The 18529-nt window shown below is 72.7% G+C and carries 19 protein-coding genes; 5 read left to right on the top strand and 14 right to left on the bottom strand.

Features of this window, described 5'->3' with window-relative positions:
- Positions 1 to 65: 65 nt before the first annotated feature.
- A complete protein-coding gene (locus tag Pen02_RS04260; protein WP_130464821.1) occupies positions 66 to 323 on the top strand; it encodes a WhiB family transcriptional regulator in 258 nt (85 codons plus the stop codon).
- A gap of 337 nt (positions 324 to 660) precedes the next feature.
- Here the strand turns inward: Pen02_RS04260 and Pen02_RS04255 are convergent, their stop codons facing one another.
- Genes Pen02_RS04255 through Pen02_RS04240 form a run of 4 tightly spaced genes read right to left on the bottom strand, consistent with a single transcriptional unit; the run spans position 661 to position 4260 of the window.
- Positions 661 to 1611 (bottom strand): sirohydrochlorin chelatase, encoded by a 951-nt coding sequence (locus tag Pen02_RS04255; protein WP_372445568.1) that lies wholly within the window; start codon positions 1609 to 1611, stop codon positions 661 to 663.
- Positions 1593 to 2354, bottom strand: coding sequence for a phosphoadenylyl-sulfate reductase (locus Pen02_RS04250; RefSeq protein ID WP_203864561.1), 762 nt, complete (start codon positions 2352 to 2354; stop codon positions 1593 to 1595). The genes Pen02_RS04255 and Pen02_RS04250 overlap by 19 nt, the downstream gene beginning before the upstream one ends.
- Positions 2351 to 2527, bottom strand: coding sequence for a hypothetical protein (locus Pen02_RS04245; RefSeq protein WP_203864560.1), 177 nt, complete (start codon positions 2525 to 2527; stop codon positions 2351 to 2353). The genes Pen02_RS04250 and Pen02_RS04245 overlap by 4 nt, the downstream gene beginning before the upstream one ends.
- Positions 2524 to 4260: a nitrite/sulfite reductase gene (locus Pen02_RS04240; protein WP_203864559.1), complete on the bottom strand. Its 1737-nt coding sequence runs from the start codon at positions 4258 to 4260 to the stop codon at positions 2524 to 2526. Before Pen02_RS04240 ends, Pen02_RS04245 begins: the two co-directional genes overlap by 4 nt.
- Before the next feature lie 416 nt (positions 4261 to 4676).
- On the opposite strand from Pen02_RS04240, the gene Pen02_RS04235 reads away from it, so the two are divergent.
- Positions 4677 to 6107, top strand: coding sequence for a glycosyltransferase family 39 protein (locus Pen02_RS04235; protein ID WP_203864746.1), 1431 nt, complete (start codon positions 4677 to 4679; stop codon positions 6105 to 6107).
- A 137-nt stretch (positions 6108 to 6244) separates the two neighbouring features.
- On the opposite strand, the gene Pen02_RS04230 is transcribed toward Pen02_RS04235, so the two are convergent.
- Together Pen02_RS04230 and Pen02_RS04225 are read right to left on the bottom strand one after the other, a co-directional pair.
- Positions 6245 to 7885, bottom strand: a complete 1641-nt coding sequence (locus Pen02_RS04230) for a PAS domain-containing sensor histidine kinase (protein ID WP_203864558.1) — start codon at positions 7883 to 7885, stop codon at positions 6245 to 6247.
- An 81-nt stretch (positions 7886 to 7966) separates the two neighbouring features.
- On the bottom strand, positions 7967 to 9001 hold the full coding sequence (locus Pen02_RS04225; RefSeq protein ID WP_203864745.1) for an SIS domain-containing protein: 1035 nt from the start codon (positions 8999 to 9001) through the stop codon (positions 7967 to 7969).
- Positions 9002 to 9191: 190 nt separating this feature from the next.
- Between Pen02_RS04225 and Pen02_RS04220 the strand changes: the two genes are divergently transcribed.
- Complete coding sequence (locus Pen02_RS04220) at positions 9192 to 11036, top strand: tetratricopeptide repeat protein (protein WP_239140046.1); 1845 nt, start codon at positions 9192 to 9194, stop codon at positions 11034 to 11036.
- Positions 11037 to 11147: 111 nt separating this feature from the next.
- On the opposite strand, the gene Pen02_RS04215 is transcribed toward Pen02_RS04220, so the two are convergent.
- Complete coding sequence (locus Pen02_RS04215; protein WP_203864556.1) at positions 11148 to 12731, bottom strand: MDR family MFS transporter; 1584 nt, start codon at positions 12729 to 12731, stop codon at positions 11148 to 11150.
- Between the two features lie 118 nt (positions 12732 to 12849).
- Between Pen02_RS04215 and Pen02_RS04210 the strand changes: the two genes are divergently transcribed.
- Positions 12850 to 13461 carry a TetR/AcrR family transcriptional regulator gene (locus Pen02_RS04210; RefSeq protein ID WP_203864555.1) on the top strand — a complete coding sequence of 204 codons (612 nt, stop codon included), beginning with the start codon at positions 12850 to 12852 and terminating at the stop codon, positions 13459 to 13461.
- On the opposite strand, the gene Pen02_RS04205 is transcribed toward Pen02_RS04210, so the two are convergent.
- Together Pen02_RS04205 and Pen02_RS04200 are read right to left on the bottom strand one after the other, a co-directional pair.
- The gene (locus tag Pen02_RS04205; protein ID WP_203864554.1) at positions 13458 to 14009 is read right to left on the bottom strand and encodes a GNAT family N-acetyltransferase; all 552 of its coding nucleotides are present in this window, start codon (positions 14007 to 14009) and stop codon (positions 13458 to 13460) included. The genes Pen02_RS04210 and Pen02_RS04205 overlap by 4 nt on opposite strands.
- A complete protein-coding gene (locus Pen02_RS04200; RefSeq protein WP_203864553.1) occupies positions 14006 to 14221 on the bottom strand; it encodes a biotin/lipoyl-binding carrier protein in 216 nt (71 codons plus the stop codon). Before Pen02_RS04200 ends, Pen02_RS04205 begins: the two co-directional genes overlap by 4 nt.
- A gap of 263 nt (positions 14222 to 14484) precedes the next feature.
- Here Pen02_RS04200 and Pen02_RS42935 point away from each other — a divergent pair, with 263 nt between their 5' ends.
- The gene (locus Pen02_RS42935; protein WP_369814844.1) at positions 14485 to 14559 is read left to right on the top strand and encodes a 50S ribosomal protein bL37; all 75 of its coding nucleotides are present in this window, start codon (positions 14485 to 14487) and stop codon (positions 14557 to 14559) included.
- Positions 14560 to 14849: 290 nt separating this feature from the next.
- On the opposite strand, the gene rsrA is transcribed toward Pen02_RS42935, so the two are convergent.
- From rsrA to Pen02_RS04175, 5 genes are all read right to left on the bottom strand, one after another.
- On the bottom strand, positions 14850 to 15134 hold the full coding sequence (gene rsrA / locus Pen02_RS04195) for a mycothiol system anti-sigma-R factor (protein WP_203864552.1): 285 nt from the start codon (positions 15132 to 15134) through the stop codon (positions 14850 to 14852).
- Positions 15135 to 15138: 4 nt separating this feature from the next.
- Entirely contained in the window at positions 15139 to 15990 is an 852-nt protein-coding gene (locus Pen02_RS04190; RefSeq protein ID WP_275413549.1) for a sigma-70 family RNA polymerase sigma factor, read from the bottom strand.
- A 309-nt stretch (positions 15991 to 16299) separates the two neighbouring features.
- A complete protein-coding gene (locus Pen02_RS04185; RefSeq protein ID WP_203864550.1) occupies positions 16300 to 16914 on the bottom strand; it encodes an alpha/beta hydrolase family protein in 615 nt (204 codons plus the stop codon).
- A gap of 215 nt (positions 16915 to 17129) precedes the next feature.
- The gene (locus tag Pen02_RS04180; RefSeq protein ID WP_203864549.1) at positions 17130 to 17534 is read right to left on the bottom strand and encodes a WhiB family transcriptional regulator; all 405 of its coding nucleotides are present in this window, start codon (positions 17532 to 17534) and stop codon (positions 17130 to 17132) included.
- 200 nt (positions 17535 to 17734) lie between these two features.
- Positions 17735 to 18457, bottom strand: a complete 723-nt coding sequence (locus Pen02_RS04175) for an SOS response-associated peptidase (protein ID WP_203864548.1) — start codon at positions 18455 to 18457, stop codon at positions 17735 to 17737.
- Positions 18458 to 18529: the final 72 nt, after the last annotated feature.

The following is an 18529-nucleotide window of genomic DNA, read 5'->3' as shown; positions in this document are numbered from 1 at the left end:
ATATAGAAAAGATCCACGAACGCACGAAGCACTGCCGCCCACCCAGATTGAGGAGTGTTGCCGCCATGGACTGGCGCCACCATGCTGCCTGCCGCGACGAGGACCCGGAGCTGTTCTTTCCGATCGGAACGTCCGGGCCGGCAGTCCTGCAGGTCGAGCAGGCCAAGGCCGTCTGCCGGCGTTGCTCCGTGACCGACGAGTGCCTGCAGTGGGCACTCGAATCCGGTCAGGACGCCGGAGTCTGGGGCGGAATGAGCGAAGAAGAACGGCGCGCCGTCAAGCGCCGTGGTGGCCTTCGGGTCCTGCGCGCTCACTCTGCCTGACCGACCACACGACACATCGGACGCCCCGGGGCTCGTACCCCCGGGGCGTTCTGCCGTTCCGGGCTAACACGTTCCGTTGTTCCGGGAACGCGTTCTGCTGTTGTGGTGACGATGGATAGTGGATCGACGACATTCCGCTGATCAATTCCCCGACACCGAACCCGAAGTGATTTCGCACCCACCGACCGCGATTCCACCCTCGATTACCCGACTCGGGGAGACGCATCGGACACCGGCCGAAACCGAGGCCGAAGGAGTTCATCGCCGTACGATGACGCTCCGCAGTCGGCAACTACGCTCGGTCATCATGCGTCATCGACATGTGTCACCGTCAGGACTACGGCGTGTCACCGGCGAGTACGGCGTCCACCCGGGCCAGCACCAGTCGGGCCAGTTCCGGCGCATCGCCCAACGGAGCCGCCAGAGCCACCGCACCGGCTTCCCGGGCCGACGCCAGCGCCGACTCGCAGAGCCGGCCCGGCGCCAGGAAGTACGTGGCGACCGCCACCCGTCGGGCACCCGCCTCCCGGAGCGCGCGGACTGCCGTACCGGCCGTCGGTGGGGCCGCAGAGGCGTACCCGACCCGGGTCGGCAGGCCCGTGGCCGCACCGAGCGCCTCAGCCGCCCGAACGACCGTCTCCCGGGCGGCGGCGTCCCGGGTGCCGGCGGCGGCCAGCACCACCCCGTCGATCCCGCCGGCCAACCCCGGCACACGTCCGCCGCCGTCGACCGCCGGACCCGGCACGCTGCCGCCACCGACGGCTGGAGCCGGCACGCTTCCCCCGTCCAGGGCCGCCGCACCGACCGCTTCGGCCAGCCGGCGCCGCAGCCCGGCCAGCAGCAGGGGGTCGACTCCTCCCGCCGTCGGGCCGAGCACCTCGGCGGTCCGTACCGGAATGCGCAGCCCGGCCGCCCGGGCCGCCTCGACGGCACCGGGGATGTCCACCCGGCCGTGGTACGCGGCGGTGAGCAGCAGCGGCACCAGTACGACCTGCCGGTGCCCCGCCGCCGCGAGCTCGGCCAGTACCGCGCCCGGGCGGGGCGGGCCGTGGTCGAGATAGCTGGCCCGGACCAGCAGCCCCGGCCGGGCCGCCGCGACGGCCCGGGTCAGCGCCTCGGTCGTGCGGGCGGCCCGTGGATCACCGCTGCCGTGTGCCACCAGCACCACCGGGGCCGGGACCAGCCCGGCCGCCGACGCTGCGGCGCCCGGCTCGACGTTGCCCGTTGGCCCGGCCACCAGCAGCGGCTGCCGCCCGGCGCCCTTCCCGGTCACACGTGCAGGCCGCACTCGGTCTTCTCGAACATGGCCCACCGGCCGGCCCGGGGGTCCTCGCCGGCCTTGGTGCGCCGGGTGCACGGCCAGCAGCCGATCGAGGTGTAGCCCTGCCGGAACAGCTCGTTGACCGGCACGTTCCAGCGGGAGATGTACGCGTCGACCTCGGCCTGGGTCCAGGCGGCGATCGGGTTCACCTTGACCTTGCCCCGTCGCGGGTCGAAGCCGACCACCGGAGTGTTGGCCCGGGTCGGCGACTCGTCCCGGCGCAGTCCGGCCGCCCAGGCGTCGTAGTCGGCCAGCGCCCGCTCCAGCGGCTCCACCTTGCGCAGCGCGCAGCACTCGTCCGGCGCCCGGTTGAAGAGCCGGGGGCCGTACTCGCCGTCCTGCTGGCCGACCGTCTGCCGAGGACGGATGGACCGTACGTTGACCGGCAGGGTACGGGCGACCGCGTCGCGTACCCGGAGGGTCTCCGGGAAGTGCAGGCCGGTGTCGAGGAAGACCACGTCCACCCCGGGCACGACCCGGGACACCACGTGCGCGAGTACGGCGTCCGCCATCGAGCTGGTGACGCAGAACCGGTCGCCGAACTCGCCGGCCGCCCAGCGGACGATCTCCTGGGCCGGTGCGCCGTCCAGCTCGCGGTTCGCCTCCTCGGCCAGCGCCCGCAGCTCGTCCGGGTCCCGCCGGGACGGGCCGGCCGGCACCTGCGGACCGAGCTTGACCAACCCGAGATTGGCTGCGACGACGGGGCTCATGAGTGCTCTCCTTCGGTCGGGAGTGCGGTGGCGAGCAGGCCGGTGAACTTCACCGTGAAGACCCGGGCGCAGGCCCGGCACTCCCAGGCACCGTGCGACGCCTCGTTGGGTCGCAGGTCCTCCTCGCCGCAGTACGGGCAGTAGAGCGGTGCGGCCCGGGTCTCGCCGCTCATCGCAGCTGCTCCTCGTCGACCCGCACCACCCAGTTCGCGAAACTCTCGCCCTCGGTGCGGCCGTCCAGGTAGCGGCGGGTGAGCCGCTCGACGTACTCGGGCAGCTCCGCGGCGGTGGTCTTGAGGCCGCGCAGCTTGCGGCCGAAGCCGGCGGACTGGCCCTGGGCCATGCCCAGGCCGCCGCCGAGGTGCACCTGGAAGCCCTCGACCTGGCGCCCGTCCGGCCCGACCACGAGCTGGCCCTTGAGGCCGATGTCGGCGGTCTGGGTCCGGGCGCAGGCGTTCGGGCAGCCGTTGATGTGGATGCTGAGCCCCTCGCCGAGGTCGGCTCCGGCGAGCCGCTCCTCCAGCCGGGCCACCAGCTCCTGGCCCCGGGCCTTGGTCTCGACGATGGCGAGCTTGCAGTATTCGAGGCCGGTGCAGGCCATGGTGTCGCGCCGCCAGACCGACGGGAACGCCTCCAGGCCGATCCGGCGCAGTGCCGAAACCAGCGAGTCGGTCCGCTCCGGCGGCACGTCCAGGACCAGCAGTTTCTGGTACGGCGTGAGGCTCACCCGGCCGCTGCCGTGCTCGGCGGCGGCGTCGGCCAGTTCGGCGAGCTGGGTGCCGGAGACCCGGCCGACCACCGGGGCGGCGCCAACGTAGTTGCGCCCGTCCCGCTGCCGGTGCACTCCGATGTGGTCGATCGGCTTCGCCGGCAGCTCCGGCGCCGGCCCGTCCAGCAGGCCCCGGCCCAGGTATTCCTTCTCCAGCACCTCGCGGAACTTCGCCACACCCCAGTCCGCGACCAGGAACTTGAGCCGGGCCCGGTGCCGCAGCCGGCGGTAGCCGTAGTCGCGGAAGATCCCGACGACGCCGGCCCAGACGTCCGGTACCTCGTCCAGCGGCACCCAGACGCCGAGCCGCTGCGCCAGCATCGGGTTGGTGCTCAGGCCGCCGCCGACCCAGAGGTCGAAGCCGAGGCCGTGCTCGGGGTGTTCGACGCCGAGGAAGGAGATGTCGTTGACCTCGTACGGCGTGTCGGCCAGCCAGGAGATCGAGGACTTGAACTTGCGCGGCAGGTTGGAGTACTGCGGGTCGCCGACGTAGCGGCGGACGATCTCGTCGATCGCCGGGGTCGGGTCGAGCCTCTCGTCCTCGGCCACTCCGGCGACCGGGCTGCCGAGCACGATCCGGGGGCAGTCGCCGCACGCCTCGGTGGTCTGTAGGCCGACCGCCTCCAGCCGGCGCCAGATCTCCGGCATGTCCTCGACCCGGATCCAGTGCAGTTGGATGTTCTGCCGGTCGGTGATGTCGGCGGTGTCCCGGGCGTACCGCTGTGAGATGTCGGCGATCGTCCGGAGCTGCTCCAGGCTGAGCTGGCCGCCGTCGATCCGGACCCGGAGCATGAAGTACTCGTCTTCCAGCTCCTCCGGCTCCAGCACGGCGGTACGCCCGCCGTCGATCCCGGCCTTGCGCTGGGTGTAGAGCCCCCACCAGCGGAACCGCCCGCGCAGGTCGGCGGGGTCGATCGAGGCGAAGCCCCGGTGCGCGTAGATGTTCTCGATCCGGGCCCGTACGTTCAGCGGGTTGTCGTCCTTCTTGGTCCGCTCGTTGGGGTTGAGCGGCTCCCGGTGCCCGAGCGCCCACTGCCCCTCGCCGCGCGGACGACGGGCCGGTCGGGCCGCGCGTGCGCCGGTGCCCGCCGGTGCGCTGGTGGCGTCGGGTCGGGCGGGGGTGTCGCTGACCGCCATGGCGGCGTCCTCCGTTGATCGGTGTGGCTCGGTGGACGCGCAGGCGACGGCACTCGGCCCTCGCGGGCCGGACACGACGGTGTCGGCGAGACGGTGTCGGAGGGGGCCGGCGCGCTGCACGCCCGGGACGGAACGGTCCGGGTGGCGTCAGTGGGCCGGACAGATCGCGCTGCGTACGCGGCCGTAGTCCACGTGGCGGCGGGAGGTGAATCCCGGCCTCGCGAAGCGGCGCACGGCGGCGGTCATACCCGTCATGTTGCCACACCGTTAACCGGCGAACCACAGTCGCGCGATCCGATCCCGCCTGCCGGACCCACTGTGGCCAGCTTCACGCTACGATTCCGGATATTGGAACTAATGCGACAGATAGCACCTCATCCGGCATAGAACACGGTTCCTCCCGACCTGCCCGCCGGATCGTCCTGCCGGATCGGTTCCGCCGGGCGAGCTGGCTCTGGCCGGCCCTGGCCACCCTCCTCGTCACCGCCGTGCGACTCGACCACGCCCCGCTCTGGCGCGACGAGCTGGCGACCTGGAGCGCCGCCTCCCGCCCGCTCGGCGACCTGTTCCGGCTGGTCGGCACCATCGACGCGGTCAGCGGACCGTACTACCTGCTGATGCACGGCTGGATCGCGGTCGCCGGGGACTCCGTCGTCGCGCTGCGGCTGCCGTCCGCACTCGCCATGGCCGGAGCCGCCGCGCTTACCACCCTGCTCGGCGCGCGGCTCTTCGGCCGCCGGGCCGGGCTGCTCGCCGGGCTGCTCTTCGCGGTGCTGCCGAGCACCTCCCGGTACGGCCAGGAGGCCCGCCCGTACGCGTTGGTCACCCTGCTCGCGGTGCTGGCCACGCTGCTGCTGTGCCGGGCCGTGGACCGGCCGGCGTCGCCGCGCTGGGCCGGCTACGCGGCGGCGGTCGCCGGGCTGGGCCTGGCCAACCTGTTCGCGGTCAGCCTGGTCGTGGGGCACGCACTCGCCGTCCTGCTCGCGCGCCGCGATCGGGTACGGCTGCCGTGGCTGGTCGCCGTGGCCGTGGCCGGACTGGTGCTGGCGCCACTGGCGGTGCTCGGCCGGAGCCAGCAGGGCCGGCAACTCGACTGGGTGGGCCGGCCCGGGGTCGGCGACCTGCTCGGGTTGCCCGGCAGCGTGGTGCAGGCCGGCGTGGTCGGCGGACTGCTGGTCGGGCTCGCCGCCGTCGCGGTCGCCACCCGGGGACGCCGGGGTGTGCTGGTCGGCCTGACCGTGCTGCTGCCGGCACTGCTGCTCTTCGCCGCCGGCCAGTTCACGCCGCTCTTCGTACCCCGCTACCTGCTCTTCGTCGTCCCGTTCGGCTGCCTGCTCGCCGCCGCCACCCTCGCCCCGCTCCGGCTTGCCGCCGCCCTGGCGATCGTGCTGCTCACCGCCCTGCTCGGCGTACCCGAACAGGCCGCGGTACGGCGCACCCACGAGTGGCCGCGCACCGCCCCGGTCGACTATCCGGCAGCGGTACGCATCATCGCCGCCCACCAGCGCCCGGGCGACGGCATCGTCTACGTGCCCCGGAACGGCTGGGCCTTCCTCGACCTGGCCACCGCGTACTACCTACGGACCGACCGCCCCCGGGACGTGCTCCTCGTCCAGGACCAGGTAGGTCGCGCCGACTTCTGGGCCACCGAGTGCTCCGAACCCGAGCGCTGCCTGGCCACGGCTGATCGACTCTGGCTGCTGCGCTGGGGAGCACACGCCGATCCGCTGGCCCACCTGCCCGAAACCCGAGCAGACCCGCTACGCACCCGGTACCGCCTCGACACCACCTGGACGGTGCCAGGTCTCACGGTGGCCCTGCTCACCCACCCTCCGGCCGCCCGCTGACAACCGGGCAACCGGGCCGCCAGCAGGGGCCGGCCGCTCTTTCCCGGTAAGAGTCCCCTCCGTCTGCCGCTGAGGCCGCATCTTCCCGGGAACAGCGCGATCTTGACGTGGGACTTTCGGTCGGGAAGCCGGATGGGCTAGCGGGCCAGTGGGACCACCAGCAGCGCTTCGGTGCCGGCGCCGGCGCGGTTGCGGAGTTCGATGGTGCCGCGCAACTCCCCGGTGGCCAGCGCCCGGACGATCTGGAGGCCGAGTCGGCTGCCCTGGTCGGCGTCGAAGTCCTCCGGCAGCCCCCGGCCGTTGTCCGCGACCGTGACGTGCAGTTGCTTACGGAACCGGTGTGCCGAGACGACCACCTCGGCCGGCTCCGCCTGCGCCGGGCCGGCCGTCGGCTGCGGCTCGGTCGCGGCGGCTCCGTCCTGGACACCGGTCGCGGCGGACGCGTCCACGGCGGTGGCCAGCGGTATCACGTCGCTCTCCACCGACTCCGAGAGGGCCTGCTCGACCGCGTTCTCTCCCGCTTCCGGGAAGGCGTGTTCGACGGCGTTGAGCAGCAACTCGTTCAGCACGATCACCAGCGAGGTGGCGATCTCCGCCGGCAGCACCCCGAAGCTGCCCTGCCGGCGTACCCGCACCGGGACCTCGGTCGCGGCCACCTCGGCGGCAGCCGCCGCCACCCGGTCCACGATGCCGTCGAACTCGACCGCCTCGTCGCTCGACATCGAGAGGGTCTCGTGCACCAGGGCGATCGAGGCGACCCGGCGTACCGACTCCTCCAGCGCGGCCCGGGCGGCGGGGATGCCGACCCGGCGGGCCTGGAGGCGGAGCAGCGCGGCGACGGTCTGGAGGTTGTTCTTCACCCGGTGGTGGATCTCCCGGATGGTGGCGTCCTTGGTGATCAGGGCACGGTCCCGGCGACGTACCTCGGTCATGTCCCGGACCAGCACCAGCGCGCCGATCGGCACCCCGGCGGGCATCAGCGGCAGGGCCCGGGTGAGCACGGTCGCGCCGCGCGCCTCGATCTCCCGGCGCGGCGGCGCCTCGCCGCGCAACGCGGCCAGTACCCGGTTGGCCGCCTCGGTCCCCTCCAGCGGGTCGGCGGCCAGCCGGCCGTTCAGCGCCGCCAGGTCCTCGCCGACCAGGTGCGAGGCGAACCCCAGCCGCCGGTACGCCGACTGCGCGTTCGGGCTGGCGTAGGTGACCTTGCCGTTGGCGTCCAGCCGGACCAGCCCGTCGCCGACCCGGGGCGCGGTGGTGGTCTCCCCCGGGTGGCGTACCGGTGGGAACGTGCCGTCGGAGAGCATCTGGGCGAGGTCGTCGGCGGTGGTGAGGTAGTTCAGTTCGAGCTGGCTCGGGGTGCGCGCGGTGGAGAGGTTGGTGTCCCGGCCCACCACGGCGATCACCTCACCGGACTCCCCGTCGCCGGAACGCAGCCGGACCGGGATCGCCTCGTGCCGGGCCGGGGTGTCGCCGTACCAGACCGGGTCGCCCTCCCGCCAGATCCGGCCCTGGCTGTACGCGATCGCCAGGTGCGCCACCTCGGGACCGCCGACGATCCGCCCCACCTGGTCGTCCTGGTACGCCGTCGGCGCGGTCGTCGGGCGTACCTGGGCGACGCAGACGAAGCCGTCGGTGTCGCTGACCGGCACCCAGAGCAGCAGATCCGCGAAGGAGAGATCGGAGAGGAGTTGCCAGTCGCCGGCCACCCGGTGCAGGTGGTCGACGTCGACCGGACGCAGCCCGGTGTGCTCCTCGGCGAGATCGCGCAGCGTGGACACGGGGCAAGCCTGCCACGACCACGCCCGGTACGGGTATCACACAGCACCGGGCGAGGGCCGGATCAGAGCGTGGCGGTGGTCTCAGAGCGTGGCGGTGACCTTGTTCAGTCCCCGTGGCGCGTCGGGGTCCTCGCCCCGGGTCAGCGCGAGGGCCATGGCGAGCCGCTGCACCGGCAGGATGTCCAGCAGCGGCGCGTACCGCTCGTCGACCTCGGGCACCGGTAGCTGGGCGGCGGCTCCGGCAGCCCCACCCGGGCCGACGACGACCAGGTCGGCGCCGCGTTCGCCGAGTTTGCCGACCACGTCCCGCATCGCGGCTCCACCCGGCCCATTGCCGACGACGGCCAGCACCGGTACGTCCGGGTCTGTCATCGCCAGCGGGCCGTGCAGCAGGTCGGCGCCGGAGAAGGCGAGCGCCGGCAGGTAGCTGGTCTCCATCAGCTTCAGCGCCGCCTCCCGGGCCGTCGGGTACGCGTACCCGCGCCCGGTGGTGACCATCCGGTCCGCGAAGCGGTAGCGGGGAGCGAGTTGCCCCGGGGTCGGGTCGGCGAGGGTCTGCGCGGCCAGCTCGGGCAGTGCCGCCAGCCCGGCCCGCTCCTCGGCCGGGAGCACCCCGTCCCCGGCCCGGATCCCCTCGACCAGCAGCAGCAGCGCGAGCAGTTCGGCGGTGTACGTCTTGGTCGCGGCGACCGCCCGCTCGTGCCCGGCCGCCACGTCGACGGAGAGTTCGGCGGCGGCGGTCAGCGGGGAGTCGGGCGCGTTGGTCACCGCCAGGGTCAACGCGCCGGATTCCCGGGCGACCCGGAGCACCTCGGTCAGGTCCGGCGACCCGCCGCTCTGGCTCACTCCGACGACCAGTGCCTGGGAGAGGTCGGGGCGGGCGCCGAACACGGTGACGGTGCTCGGCGAGGCGAGCCCGGCGGGCAGCCCGAGCCGGATCTCCGTCAGGTACGCGGCGTACAGCGCGGCGTGGTCCGAGGTGCCCCGTGCGGTGAACACCACGTGCTTCGGCCGGCGTTCGGCGATCACGGCCGCGACCTGCGCGATCGCGGCCGTCGAGGCCGGTTCGAGCAGTCGCGCGAAGCCTTCCGGCTGCTCGGCGATGTCCGCCGCCATGCCGGCTCCCGGTTGTGCCACGGTGACCTCCTCATGCGCGATTCCCGCGCGTTCCATGCTCAGCTTTGCACGATTGCACGCGTTTGAGCAATCTAACGATCAGCTTTGCGCAGTAGATCACCACCCGCCGTCGCCATGCCCTAGGCTCCCCAACCCAGGGGAATTTCCACGTACGCGAAGGGTCGAGTCGGTGCCCGAGGGAACGGACGACCCCCGGCTCTCGGCCGAGGGGGAACTCGCGCTGGCCCGGCTGGCGCTGGACGAGGGCGATCTCCGGCACGCCGCCGGCCACCTGGCCGGAGCCATCGCGTACGCCCCGACCATGCCCGAGGTGCACGAGGCGCTGGCCCAGCTCGCCGCCCGGTCCGGCGGCGGGGTGGACCTCTTCCCGCTCGACCAGCACCCGTTCATCGGTACCGTGGTGGCCCGCGCGCACCTGCTCGCCGCCGCCGGCCGCCCCGGCGACGGGCTGGAACTGCTGGCCGCCGCCACCGGCCACGTCCCGTCGGCCGACTGGGCCGGCGTGCCCTGGGTCAGCGCGCCCGAACTGCCCGGCAACCTCGACCCGGACCGGATCGCCCGGGTGCTGATGCAGGTCTGCGCCGGCATCTCCGACCCGGTGCCGGAGACCGCCCGCGAACCGCTCTGGCCCTATCTGCGGCTGGCCCGGCACGCCGTGGCGGCGCATCCCCGGCACGGCCTGCTGCTCGGCGCGGCCTCCGCACTGGCCCGCCGGGTCGGCGCGGTCGGCCAGGCCGTCGAGTGGGCCGGCCAGGGTGCCCGGGAACTGCCGTCGAAACTCTCCGAGGTCTGGCTCGGCTACGCCTACCGCAGCGCCGGGCGGACCGGCGAGGCACTCGCCGCGCTGCGCCGGGCCGTCGACCACGACCCCGACGACCTCTCGGTGTACGCCGACATCGCCGGCACCCTCGCCGACCACGGCCGGCTCGACGAGGCGCTGGGCTGGATCGACCGGGCGCTGGCCCGGGACCCGGCCTTCGACTGCGCGGTGCACACCGGTCACCGGCTGCGCTACCGCCGCGACGGCGACCTCGGCCACCTGGTGGCGCTGGCCGACTTCCAGCGGGACCATCCGGACGACTCGCACGAGCACAGCGACCTCGCGGAGTGCTGCCAGGGCCAGCCGTGGCTGGGCCGGATACCGCCGGCCACCGAGACGGTGGCGGTGACGCTGCGGCAGCGGCTGGCCACCGGCGAACCGGCCGACGGCAGCCGGCTGACGCTGCGCGGGCCGGAGCCGCCCAGCGCACAGCGTGCCCTGCACGACGCCGCCCCCGACCTGTTCGTCACGGTCGACGCCATCCCCGAGCCGGATCCCCGCGAGCCCCGCCGGCCGGTCGGGCACCGGCTGTGGGAGTACACCGGTGACATCGTCCTGCCGGTCGTGCCCGCCCCCGCCGAACCGGCGGTACGCCGGATCCAGCAGTTGGCGCACCCCGCCTGGCCGCACCCACCGGCCGCCTACGACGCGGCGGTCGGGCTCGCCACGCTCGAACTCGACGACCTGCTCGGCCTGCTGGCGCATCCGCCGGCCCCACCGCCGACCGAGTTGGGCCGCACCCTGAGCCGGCACGACCCGACCCTGTGGGTGCGCTGCGTCCAGGTCTGGGTCTGCCTCGGGCTGCTGCACCACCGCACCGACGAGCCGTGGCCGGACTCGACCCGACGCCGGGTACTGCTCGACCTGCTCTGGGGCGTCGAGGACTGGGTCACCGAGGCGGCGCTGTTCGCCCTGGTCACCGCCGCCTGGGTGGACCCGTCGGTGCGGGACGAGGTGGCCCGGGTCGCCGCCGAGCGGCTGGGCGACGCGGTCGAGGTGGCCCAGCGGCGGCCGGTCGGCGTACTGCGCTCGCTGGCCCACCTGGTGCTGGCCACCCCGTCCGCCGAGCCGGCCGCGGTGGACACCGCGAAGCTGCTGCTCGCCAGGGACGGCGCCGGTCCGGTGGCACCCCGGCAGCGCCGGTTCACCCGACTGCTGGACCGACTGTGGCGGCGCCTCACCCGGCACGCCTGACCAGCACCGGACGGATGGCTTTCCTCCTGACCTGTACACCAGAGGCGCTATCGAGCCTGTGTTACGCCTCTGGTGTACAGGTCAGGTCGGGAGCCGGGCTGGTGCCGGCGGTCAGCGTACGGGTGGGCTGGCCAGGGCGATCTCGGCCTGCTCCTCCGGGGTGTCGGCCGCGTCGGTGGGGCCGCCGCGCAGCGGGATCTCCTTGACGAACCAGGCCAGTACCGCGACGACCAGCGCGAAGGGCACCGCCCAGACGAAGACCACCCCGATCGCGTCGGCGAGACCGCCGAGCACCGCGTGCTGCTGTTCCGGCGGCAGTGTGCGCAGTGCGGCCGGGTCCACTCCGGCGCCCTCGCCGCCGCCGGCCATCATCGCGCCGGCGGGCGAGTCGGCCAGCCGGTTCGCGAAGACCGCGCCGAAGAGCGAGATGCCGAACGAGCCGCCGATCGACCGGAAGAAGGTGGCGGCGCCGCTCGCCGCGCCGAGGTCCTTCTGCTCGACGCTGTTCTGCGCGATCAGCATCGAGGTCTGCATCAGGAAGCCCATCCCGACGCCGAGCACGATCATGTAGAGCGAGGACTCCAGCTTGCCGGTGTCGACGTCGAGCATGGCCAGCAGCGCCATCCCGGCGGTCATCACGATCCCGCCGACGATCGGGAAGGCCCGGTACCGGCCGGTCTTGGTGATCGCCCGGCCGACCACGATCGACACCACCAGCATGCCGAACATCAGCGGCAGCAGCAGCAGGCCGCTGTTCGTCGCTGAGGCGCCCTGCACGGTCTGCTGGAACAGCGGCAGGAAGTTCATCGCGCCGAACATCGCGAAGCCGAGCAGGAAGCCGATCACCGAGATCACCGCGAAGTTGCGGTTGGCGAAGAGACTCAGCGGCAGGATCGGCTCCGGCACCCGCCGCTCGACGAGCGCGAAGGCGGCCAGCGAGAGTACGGCGAGCGCGGCCAGCCCGAGGATCTGGCCGGACGTCCAGTCGTACTCGTTGCCGCCCCAGGTGGTGACCAGCACGATCGCGGTGATGCCGATCGAGAGCAGGGCGGCGCCCAGCCAGTCGATCCGGTGCTCGGTGCGGTACTTCGGCAGGTGCATCCGGGTGGCCAGCAGGATCAGCGCCACGCCGCCGAGCGGCAGGTTGACGTAGAACGCCCAGCGCCAGGAGAGGTGGTCGGTGATGAAGCCGCCGACCAGCGGACCGGCCACCATGGCGATGGCCATGATGCCGGCGATCATGCCCTGGTAGCGTCCCCGCTCCCGGGGCGGTACCAGGTCGCCGATGATCGCCATCACGCCGACCATCAGGCCGCCCGCGCCGAGGCCCTGCACCGCGCGGAACGCGATCAGTTCCATCATCCCGTCGCCGGGGCCGCCGAGCATCTCCGAGCCGGCCATCCCGCAGAGCGCCGAGCCGAACAGGAACAGCACGATCGAGCTGAGGAAGACGGTCTTGCGGCCGTACAGGTCGCCGAACTTGCCCCAGATCGGGGTGGAGACGGTCGTGGCGAGCACGTACGCGGTGACCACCCAGGTGAAGTGGTTGAGCCCGCCGAACTCACTCACGATCCTCGGCAGCGCCGTGCTGACGATCATGTTGTCGAGCATCGCGAGCATCATCGCGATCATCAGGCCGCCGAGCACGACCCTGATGTTGACTGGTCTTGCCGGCGCCTCCGCCATCGTGGTCATCGGTAGGCTCTCCCCCTGAGTTACAACGTGCTTACTTGCCGACCGGCTAGTGATTCTACTTGCCGTACGGTAAGTTGGGCGCCGGGTACCCGTCAAGCGATTACGGAAGGTGGTCCGGGTGACCGGCAGCACAGGCGACACGCGGTCCCGGATCCAGACCGTGGCCCTGGAGCTCTTCACCGAGCAGGGCTACGAGAAGACCTCGCTGCGGGAGATCGCCGAGCGACTGGGTGTCACCAAGGCCGCGCTCTACTACCACTTCAAGAGCAAGGACGACATCGTCGACAGCATCGTGTCCGACCGGATCGACCGGCTGGACAAGCTGCTCGAATGGGCCCGGGAACAGCCCGGCGACGCCGACGGCCGCCGGGCCACGCTGCGCCGCTACTGCGACGAGATCTTCGGCGACGACGGTCGGAACGTGGTGCAGTTCTTCGAGCAGAACCGGACGGTGGTCCACCAACTGTCCTCCGGGCAGATGATGCGGGACCGGATGCTCTCGATCGCCGAACTGCTCTCCCGGGCCGACCCGTCGCCGGCCGGACAACTCAGGGCGACGCTGGCGCTCTTCGCCGTACACGGCAGCCTGTTCGCGCTGCGCGGGGAGATCAGCACCAGGGAACGGCAGGAACTGGCGCTGGAGATCGCCAACGAGCTGCTCGACCGGATCGGCGAGACCCCCGCCGGACCGGTCGTCGACTCCGGGGCGGAGTCGGGCCGGCCGGTCTAGCGGGTGCCGCAGCCGGCCCGGTGCGACTCCGGCTCGGCGGTCGACCCGTCGACCAGATCGAGGCGCAGGGCGTGCAGTTCCACGCCGGCTGCCGGCGACCAGTCCCGGTCCGGCGTACGGACGAAACCGAATCCCGCGTAGAGCCGCAGCGCGGGCGCGGAGAAGCTGCGGGCGCAGATGACCACCCGGGTACGGCCGAGCGACCTCGCCCGGTCCACGCAGGCCCGGACCAGCGCCTTCCCGGCGCCCCGGCCCTGCGCCCCGGGATCCACCGCCAGCATCCGGAACTCGGCCTCGTCGGCGACACACATCTCGGCGTACGCCGAGCCGGGCAGCACGAACAGCACGGCCCCGAGCAGTTCCCCGGTCACCTCGTCGACGGCCACCAGCAGCTCGCCGGCACCCGCCCGGGCCGGTACGTCGGCGAGCGCCTGCTCGTACCCGTGCTCGCTGTCGAGCTGCCCGTCCGCCCGGTACGCCGCCACGGTGAGCCGGGCTATCGCGTCGAAGTCGGCCGGCTCGGCGACCCGAACCAGCACGCCGGTCATTCGATGACGGCGATCAGGTCGCCGTCCTGCACGACGTCGCCCTCGTTGACGGCGAGCTCCCGGAGCACCCCGTCCGACTCGGCGACCACCGGGATCTCCATCTTCATGGATTCGAGGATCACCAGCGTGTCGCCCTCGGACACCGAGTCGCCGGCCGCGGCCACGACCTTCCAGACGTTCGCCACCATCTCGGCGCGGATTTCCTCGGCCATCGGTTCCCCCTCGTCGTCGCTGTTGCCTGCGAACGGTATCCAATCATGCGACGGTGGCCGGCGTAGGCACGGCGGCGACCAACCGCCGGTGGCGTGCCGGGCGCGGCGACCAACCGCCGGTCGCGCGGGCCGGGCGCACCGCCTCGGCGGGCCGGCCGAGCCGCGCATGGGAGGATTGCCGGGCGCGAGCACCACGCGAGCAACAGACGGGCGGCCGGCGATGACGGCCGGCACCGCCCACCGATAGGCAGACGGAGGTCAGCATGGCGAAGAAGTCGCGGAAGAAGAAGGCACGTAAGAAGAGCGCCGCCAACCACGGCAAGCGCCCCAACTCCTGAGCCCGGCGCAGGCCGAGCCCGGGCGGCCGGGCGGGGCACGGGATCCGTCGGCGATCGCGGTACACGCGTTCGCGGCACCCCGGCCCGCCCGGCGATCCGTCGGACGGGGCCCGGCCGGTCATTAGCGCCCCGGCCGACACCGGGCCAGTTTCGGCTCGGTCGACACGGGTCAGTAGCGGCTCAGTCAGCGCCGGGCCAGTTCGGCTCGGTCGCCACGGGTCAGAAGCGCCCGGTCGACACCGGTCAGTAGCGGCCCGTCGACGGGTCGACCGGGCGCCGTCGACAGCGGGTCAGTCGGGCAGGTACTCCCGGGAGTCGGTCTCGAAGACCAGTTCGGCGAGGCGGACCCGGAGCCGCTCGCGGAGTTCGGCGGGCGCGGTCTCGTTGCCGCAGCAACGGGCGACCAGCGCCTTGACCTCCTGCTCGATGCCGTACTCGCGCAGGCACGGCGAGCACTCGTCGAGATGGTCCCGGATCAGGTTGCGCCGCTCGTCCGCGCACTCCAGGTCGAGGTAGAGGTATACCTCGGTGAGGACCTCACGGCAGTCCGTCTCGTGCGGTTCACCGCAACTCATTCGCTCACACCTCCCGGCCAGCCGCGGCGGACCTGGTCGACGGGGCGGACGAGAAGCCCCGATCGGCAGCGTAGCGCTCAAGCAGCTTCCGTAGGTTCCGCCGACCACGGTGCAACCGGGACATCACGGTGCCGATCGGCGTACCCATGATGTCGGCGACCTCCTTGTAGGAAAACCCCTCGACGTCGGTGAGGTAGACGGCGAGCCGGAACTCCTCGGGGAGCTGCTGCAACGCCTCCTTCACGTCACTGTCCGGCAGCCGGTCCAGCGCCTCGGTCTCGGCCGAGCGCAGCCCGCTGGAGGTGTGCGACTCGGCCTCGGCTAGCTGCCAGTCGGTGATCTCCTCGGTGGGCGCCTGCACGGGCTGCCGCTGCCGACGGCGGTAGGAGTTGATGTAGGTGTTGGTCAGGATCCGGTAGAGCCACGCCTTGAGGTTCGTGCCCTCTTCGAACTGGTGGAACGCGGCGAACGCCTTCAGGAAGGTCTCCTGGACCAGGTCCTCCGCGTCGGCCGGGTTGCGGGTCATGCGCAGGCCGGCGGCGTACAACTGGTCGACGAAGGGCAGCGCGTCACGTTCGAACCGGGCTCTGCGCTCGTCCGTCTTCTCCGCTGTCAACCGGCCGTCTCCCTCGCCTCGGTACCGAACCGGCGCGGCAGTCTTCTTCCCCACCGCCGCAGCGTTATTCGGCTGTCCCGCCGAGGATACGCGGAAAGCGCGGCCCGGCGACTCGGTTCGGGCGGTGCCGGCACCCACCCCGGGCCGGTCACCCGAGGACCGGGAGGGCGGGCCGTTCCGCCGCCGGTCGGGCAACCGCACCTCGCGGTCGTGCTCCAGGCTCCGTGTCTCGGTAGACACCGGGTAAACCCCCTTGTGGCTCCACTGGCTTCCGGGAGTTGTAACCGCCGTACCCGGCGGCGCATTCCGTCCACCGCCCATCCCTGGCCCCGGCCGTGGTCGACTACCCACGACTGGGACCAGGAAGGGCCTGGGAGGATGAAACCGGGCGCCGCGGCCGATTCGGAGAATCAGCCTCGGTGTCCGGCATCAGAAGGAGCAACGACCACGCGGGTACGACAGAAACGGCCGGATCCCGTCCAGCCCCGCCGGCACCGCCACCCGGCCGTAGGAGGCGGCACCGCCACCCGGCCGTACGAGACAGTCGGCTCAGCCCGCCCAGCCCTGTTCGCGCAGCCAGTCGAGCACCAGTTCGGCCGTACCCGCCGGATCGACCCGCAGGTCGTGCCGTTCACCCGGTCGGACCTCGACCCGGACGCCCGGCTCGCCGGCGGGTACCCCGAACGGGTCGCGATCGCCGTTCAGCACCAGGGTCGGCAGCCCCGTACGCAGCTCCGCCGCCCGGGACCGCTCGGGCCGGCCGGGCGGGTGCAGCGGAAACGCGAGCGCCACGATCCCGGCCGCGCCCAGCGTGCCGGCGGTCCGGCAGGCGACCCGGGCGCCGCTGGACCGGCCGCCGACGACCAGGGTGGGGGTCGGGCGGAAGCCGGCCAGCAGCTCCGTCACGACCGCCACCCATGCCTCGTCGAGCTGGCCGGCCGGCGCGGGTGCCCGCCGACCGGCGACCCGGTACGGCTGGGTGACCCGGGCCACCGCGAGGCCGGCCCCGACCGCCGCGTCCCGGAGCGCGACCAGGTCCGGCGCGTCCACGCTGCCGCCCGCGCCGTGTCCGAGCACCAGCAGGGTCGCCGGGTCGGTACGCGGCACGTCGACATCCACCCGGGCCGGGCCCCGTGGAGTGTCGATCTCGCCGGTACGTCGCACGGCGCCACTGTATGGCACCGCACCGTAAGGCACCGCCGACCAGGCGTTGTCGTACGCCGGTCAGGTGCTTTCGCACCACCGGCAGGCGTTGTCGCACCGCCGACCAGGTGATCCGGTGTTGCCACCGGCACCCGGCCGACGGTGCCGGCCAAGGTACGGACACGACCTGACCGGCCGACGACCGGTACGACCCGGTCAGCGGCGCGGCGGACGGGTCAGCGGCGACTCGTACTCAGCGGGATGAGGGTCAGCAGCCGATCCCGGACCGGCGGCCCGGCATCGGCGACCGCGTCCGGGTCATGTTCGACCTGGTCCCGCCAGGCGACCAGCATCGCCCGGCGTTCACGCGGTGTGGTCGCCCCCCACACGCCGTGGCAGTCACCCACCTCAAGCGCCCAGGCGAGGCAGGGTCCCTGCACGTCACATGTCCTGCACAGCGCGACGGCCGAATCGGCCGGCTCGCTGGGCGCCGGAAAGAATGTTTCCGGGTCCACGCTCTGGCACACCCCCCGGGTACGCCAGGCATCGTCCAGACGCCGCTCGCTGAGTGCCCGAAGCAACCTCGGGTCTCGTCGCGCAGCGGCAACCTCGTGCGGGCGTGGCATCCGCGCCCGTGTCATTCACCCACCTCCCCCGTGGGACCGACGAAGATCGATGAGTGCCGCTCGCCCTGTGCGAGCCGACACCCACTGCCGGCGCTGTGTTCTATCGCACCACCACTATGCGTGACAAGGGCTCTCAGCAAAGGTGGGGAAAACTCTGTGCGACGATCCACCCCGAACGGTGGCAAATCGGTGCAGGCAAATACGCGGTTCTTAAGTCAGAACAGCGTCGATGCGATCGGCTCTTCTGGTAACGCCCGCAGCGGCGCGGCGGGTACCCGGGCGACCAGTTCCGGCCCGTCGTTCCGGACGTCGCCGACACCCCTGCCGACCGGCCGGATCTCGATCCCGGCCAGCGATTCCTCGTCCGGCGGCGCGAGCAGCACGGCCGGATCGTCGTCACCGTCGAGCCACTCGGCCCAGCGCCGCCGGGGCAGCAGCAGCGGCATCCGGTCGTGCACCAGGGCCAGCTCACCGAGGGCGGCCGTGGTGACGACGCTGGTGGTCAGCAGCGGTTCACCGGCTCCGTGCCAGACCGACCAGAGACCGGCGAAGGCGAGCACCTCACCGTTGCGGGGAGTCATGAAGTACGCCTGCTTGCCGCCGTCCCGCCGGACCCACTCGTACCAGCCGTCGGCCGGGACGAGGCAGCGGCGCTTGGCGAACGGGTGCGCGTACGCCCGGGTGGTGGCGACGGTCTCGGCCCGCGCGTTGATCATGCGGGCGGCACCCCGGGTGTCCTTCGCCCAGTGCGGCAGCAGCCCCCAGCGGGCGACGGAGAGCGCCGAACCGCCCGTCTGGTCGGAGACGCGCACGATCGGTACCGGATCGGTCGGCGCGACGTTGTAGTCGGCCGCCAACCGACCGCCGGTCTCGTCGAACGCCTCGAACAGGGCGCTCAGATCGGCCGCGCTACGGGTGGTCGCGTACCTGCCGCACATGGTGATCCACGCTAGCGCCTCCTGCGCCCGCCGGCCGTCCCGCGCGGGCCCGAAGAGGCGCGGGCCTGCCGT

This window comes from Plantactinospora endophytica, from assembly GCF_016862915.1.
GTDB lineage: Bacteria > Actinomycetota > Actinomycetes > Mycobacteriales > Micromonosporaceae > Plantactinospora > Plantactinospora endophytica.
This window is presented reverse-complemented; position numbering and strand designations above follow the sequence as displayed.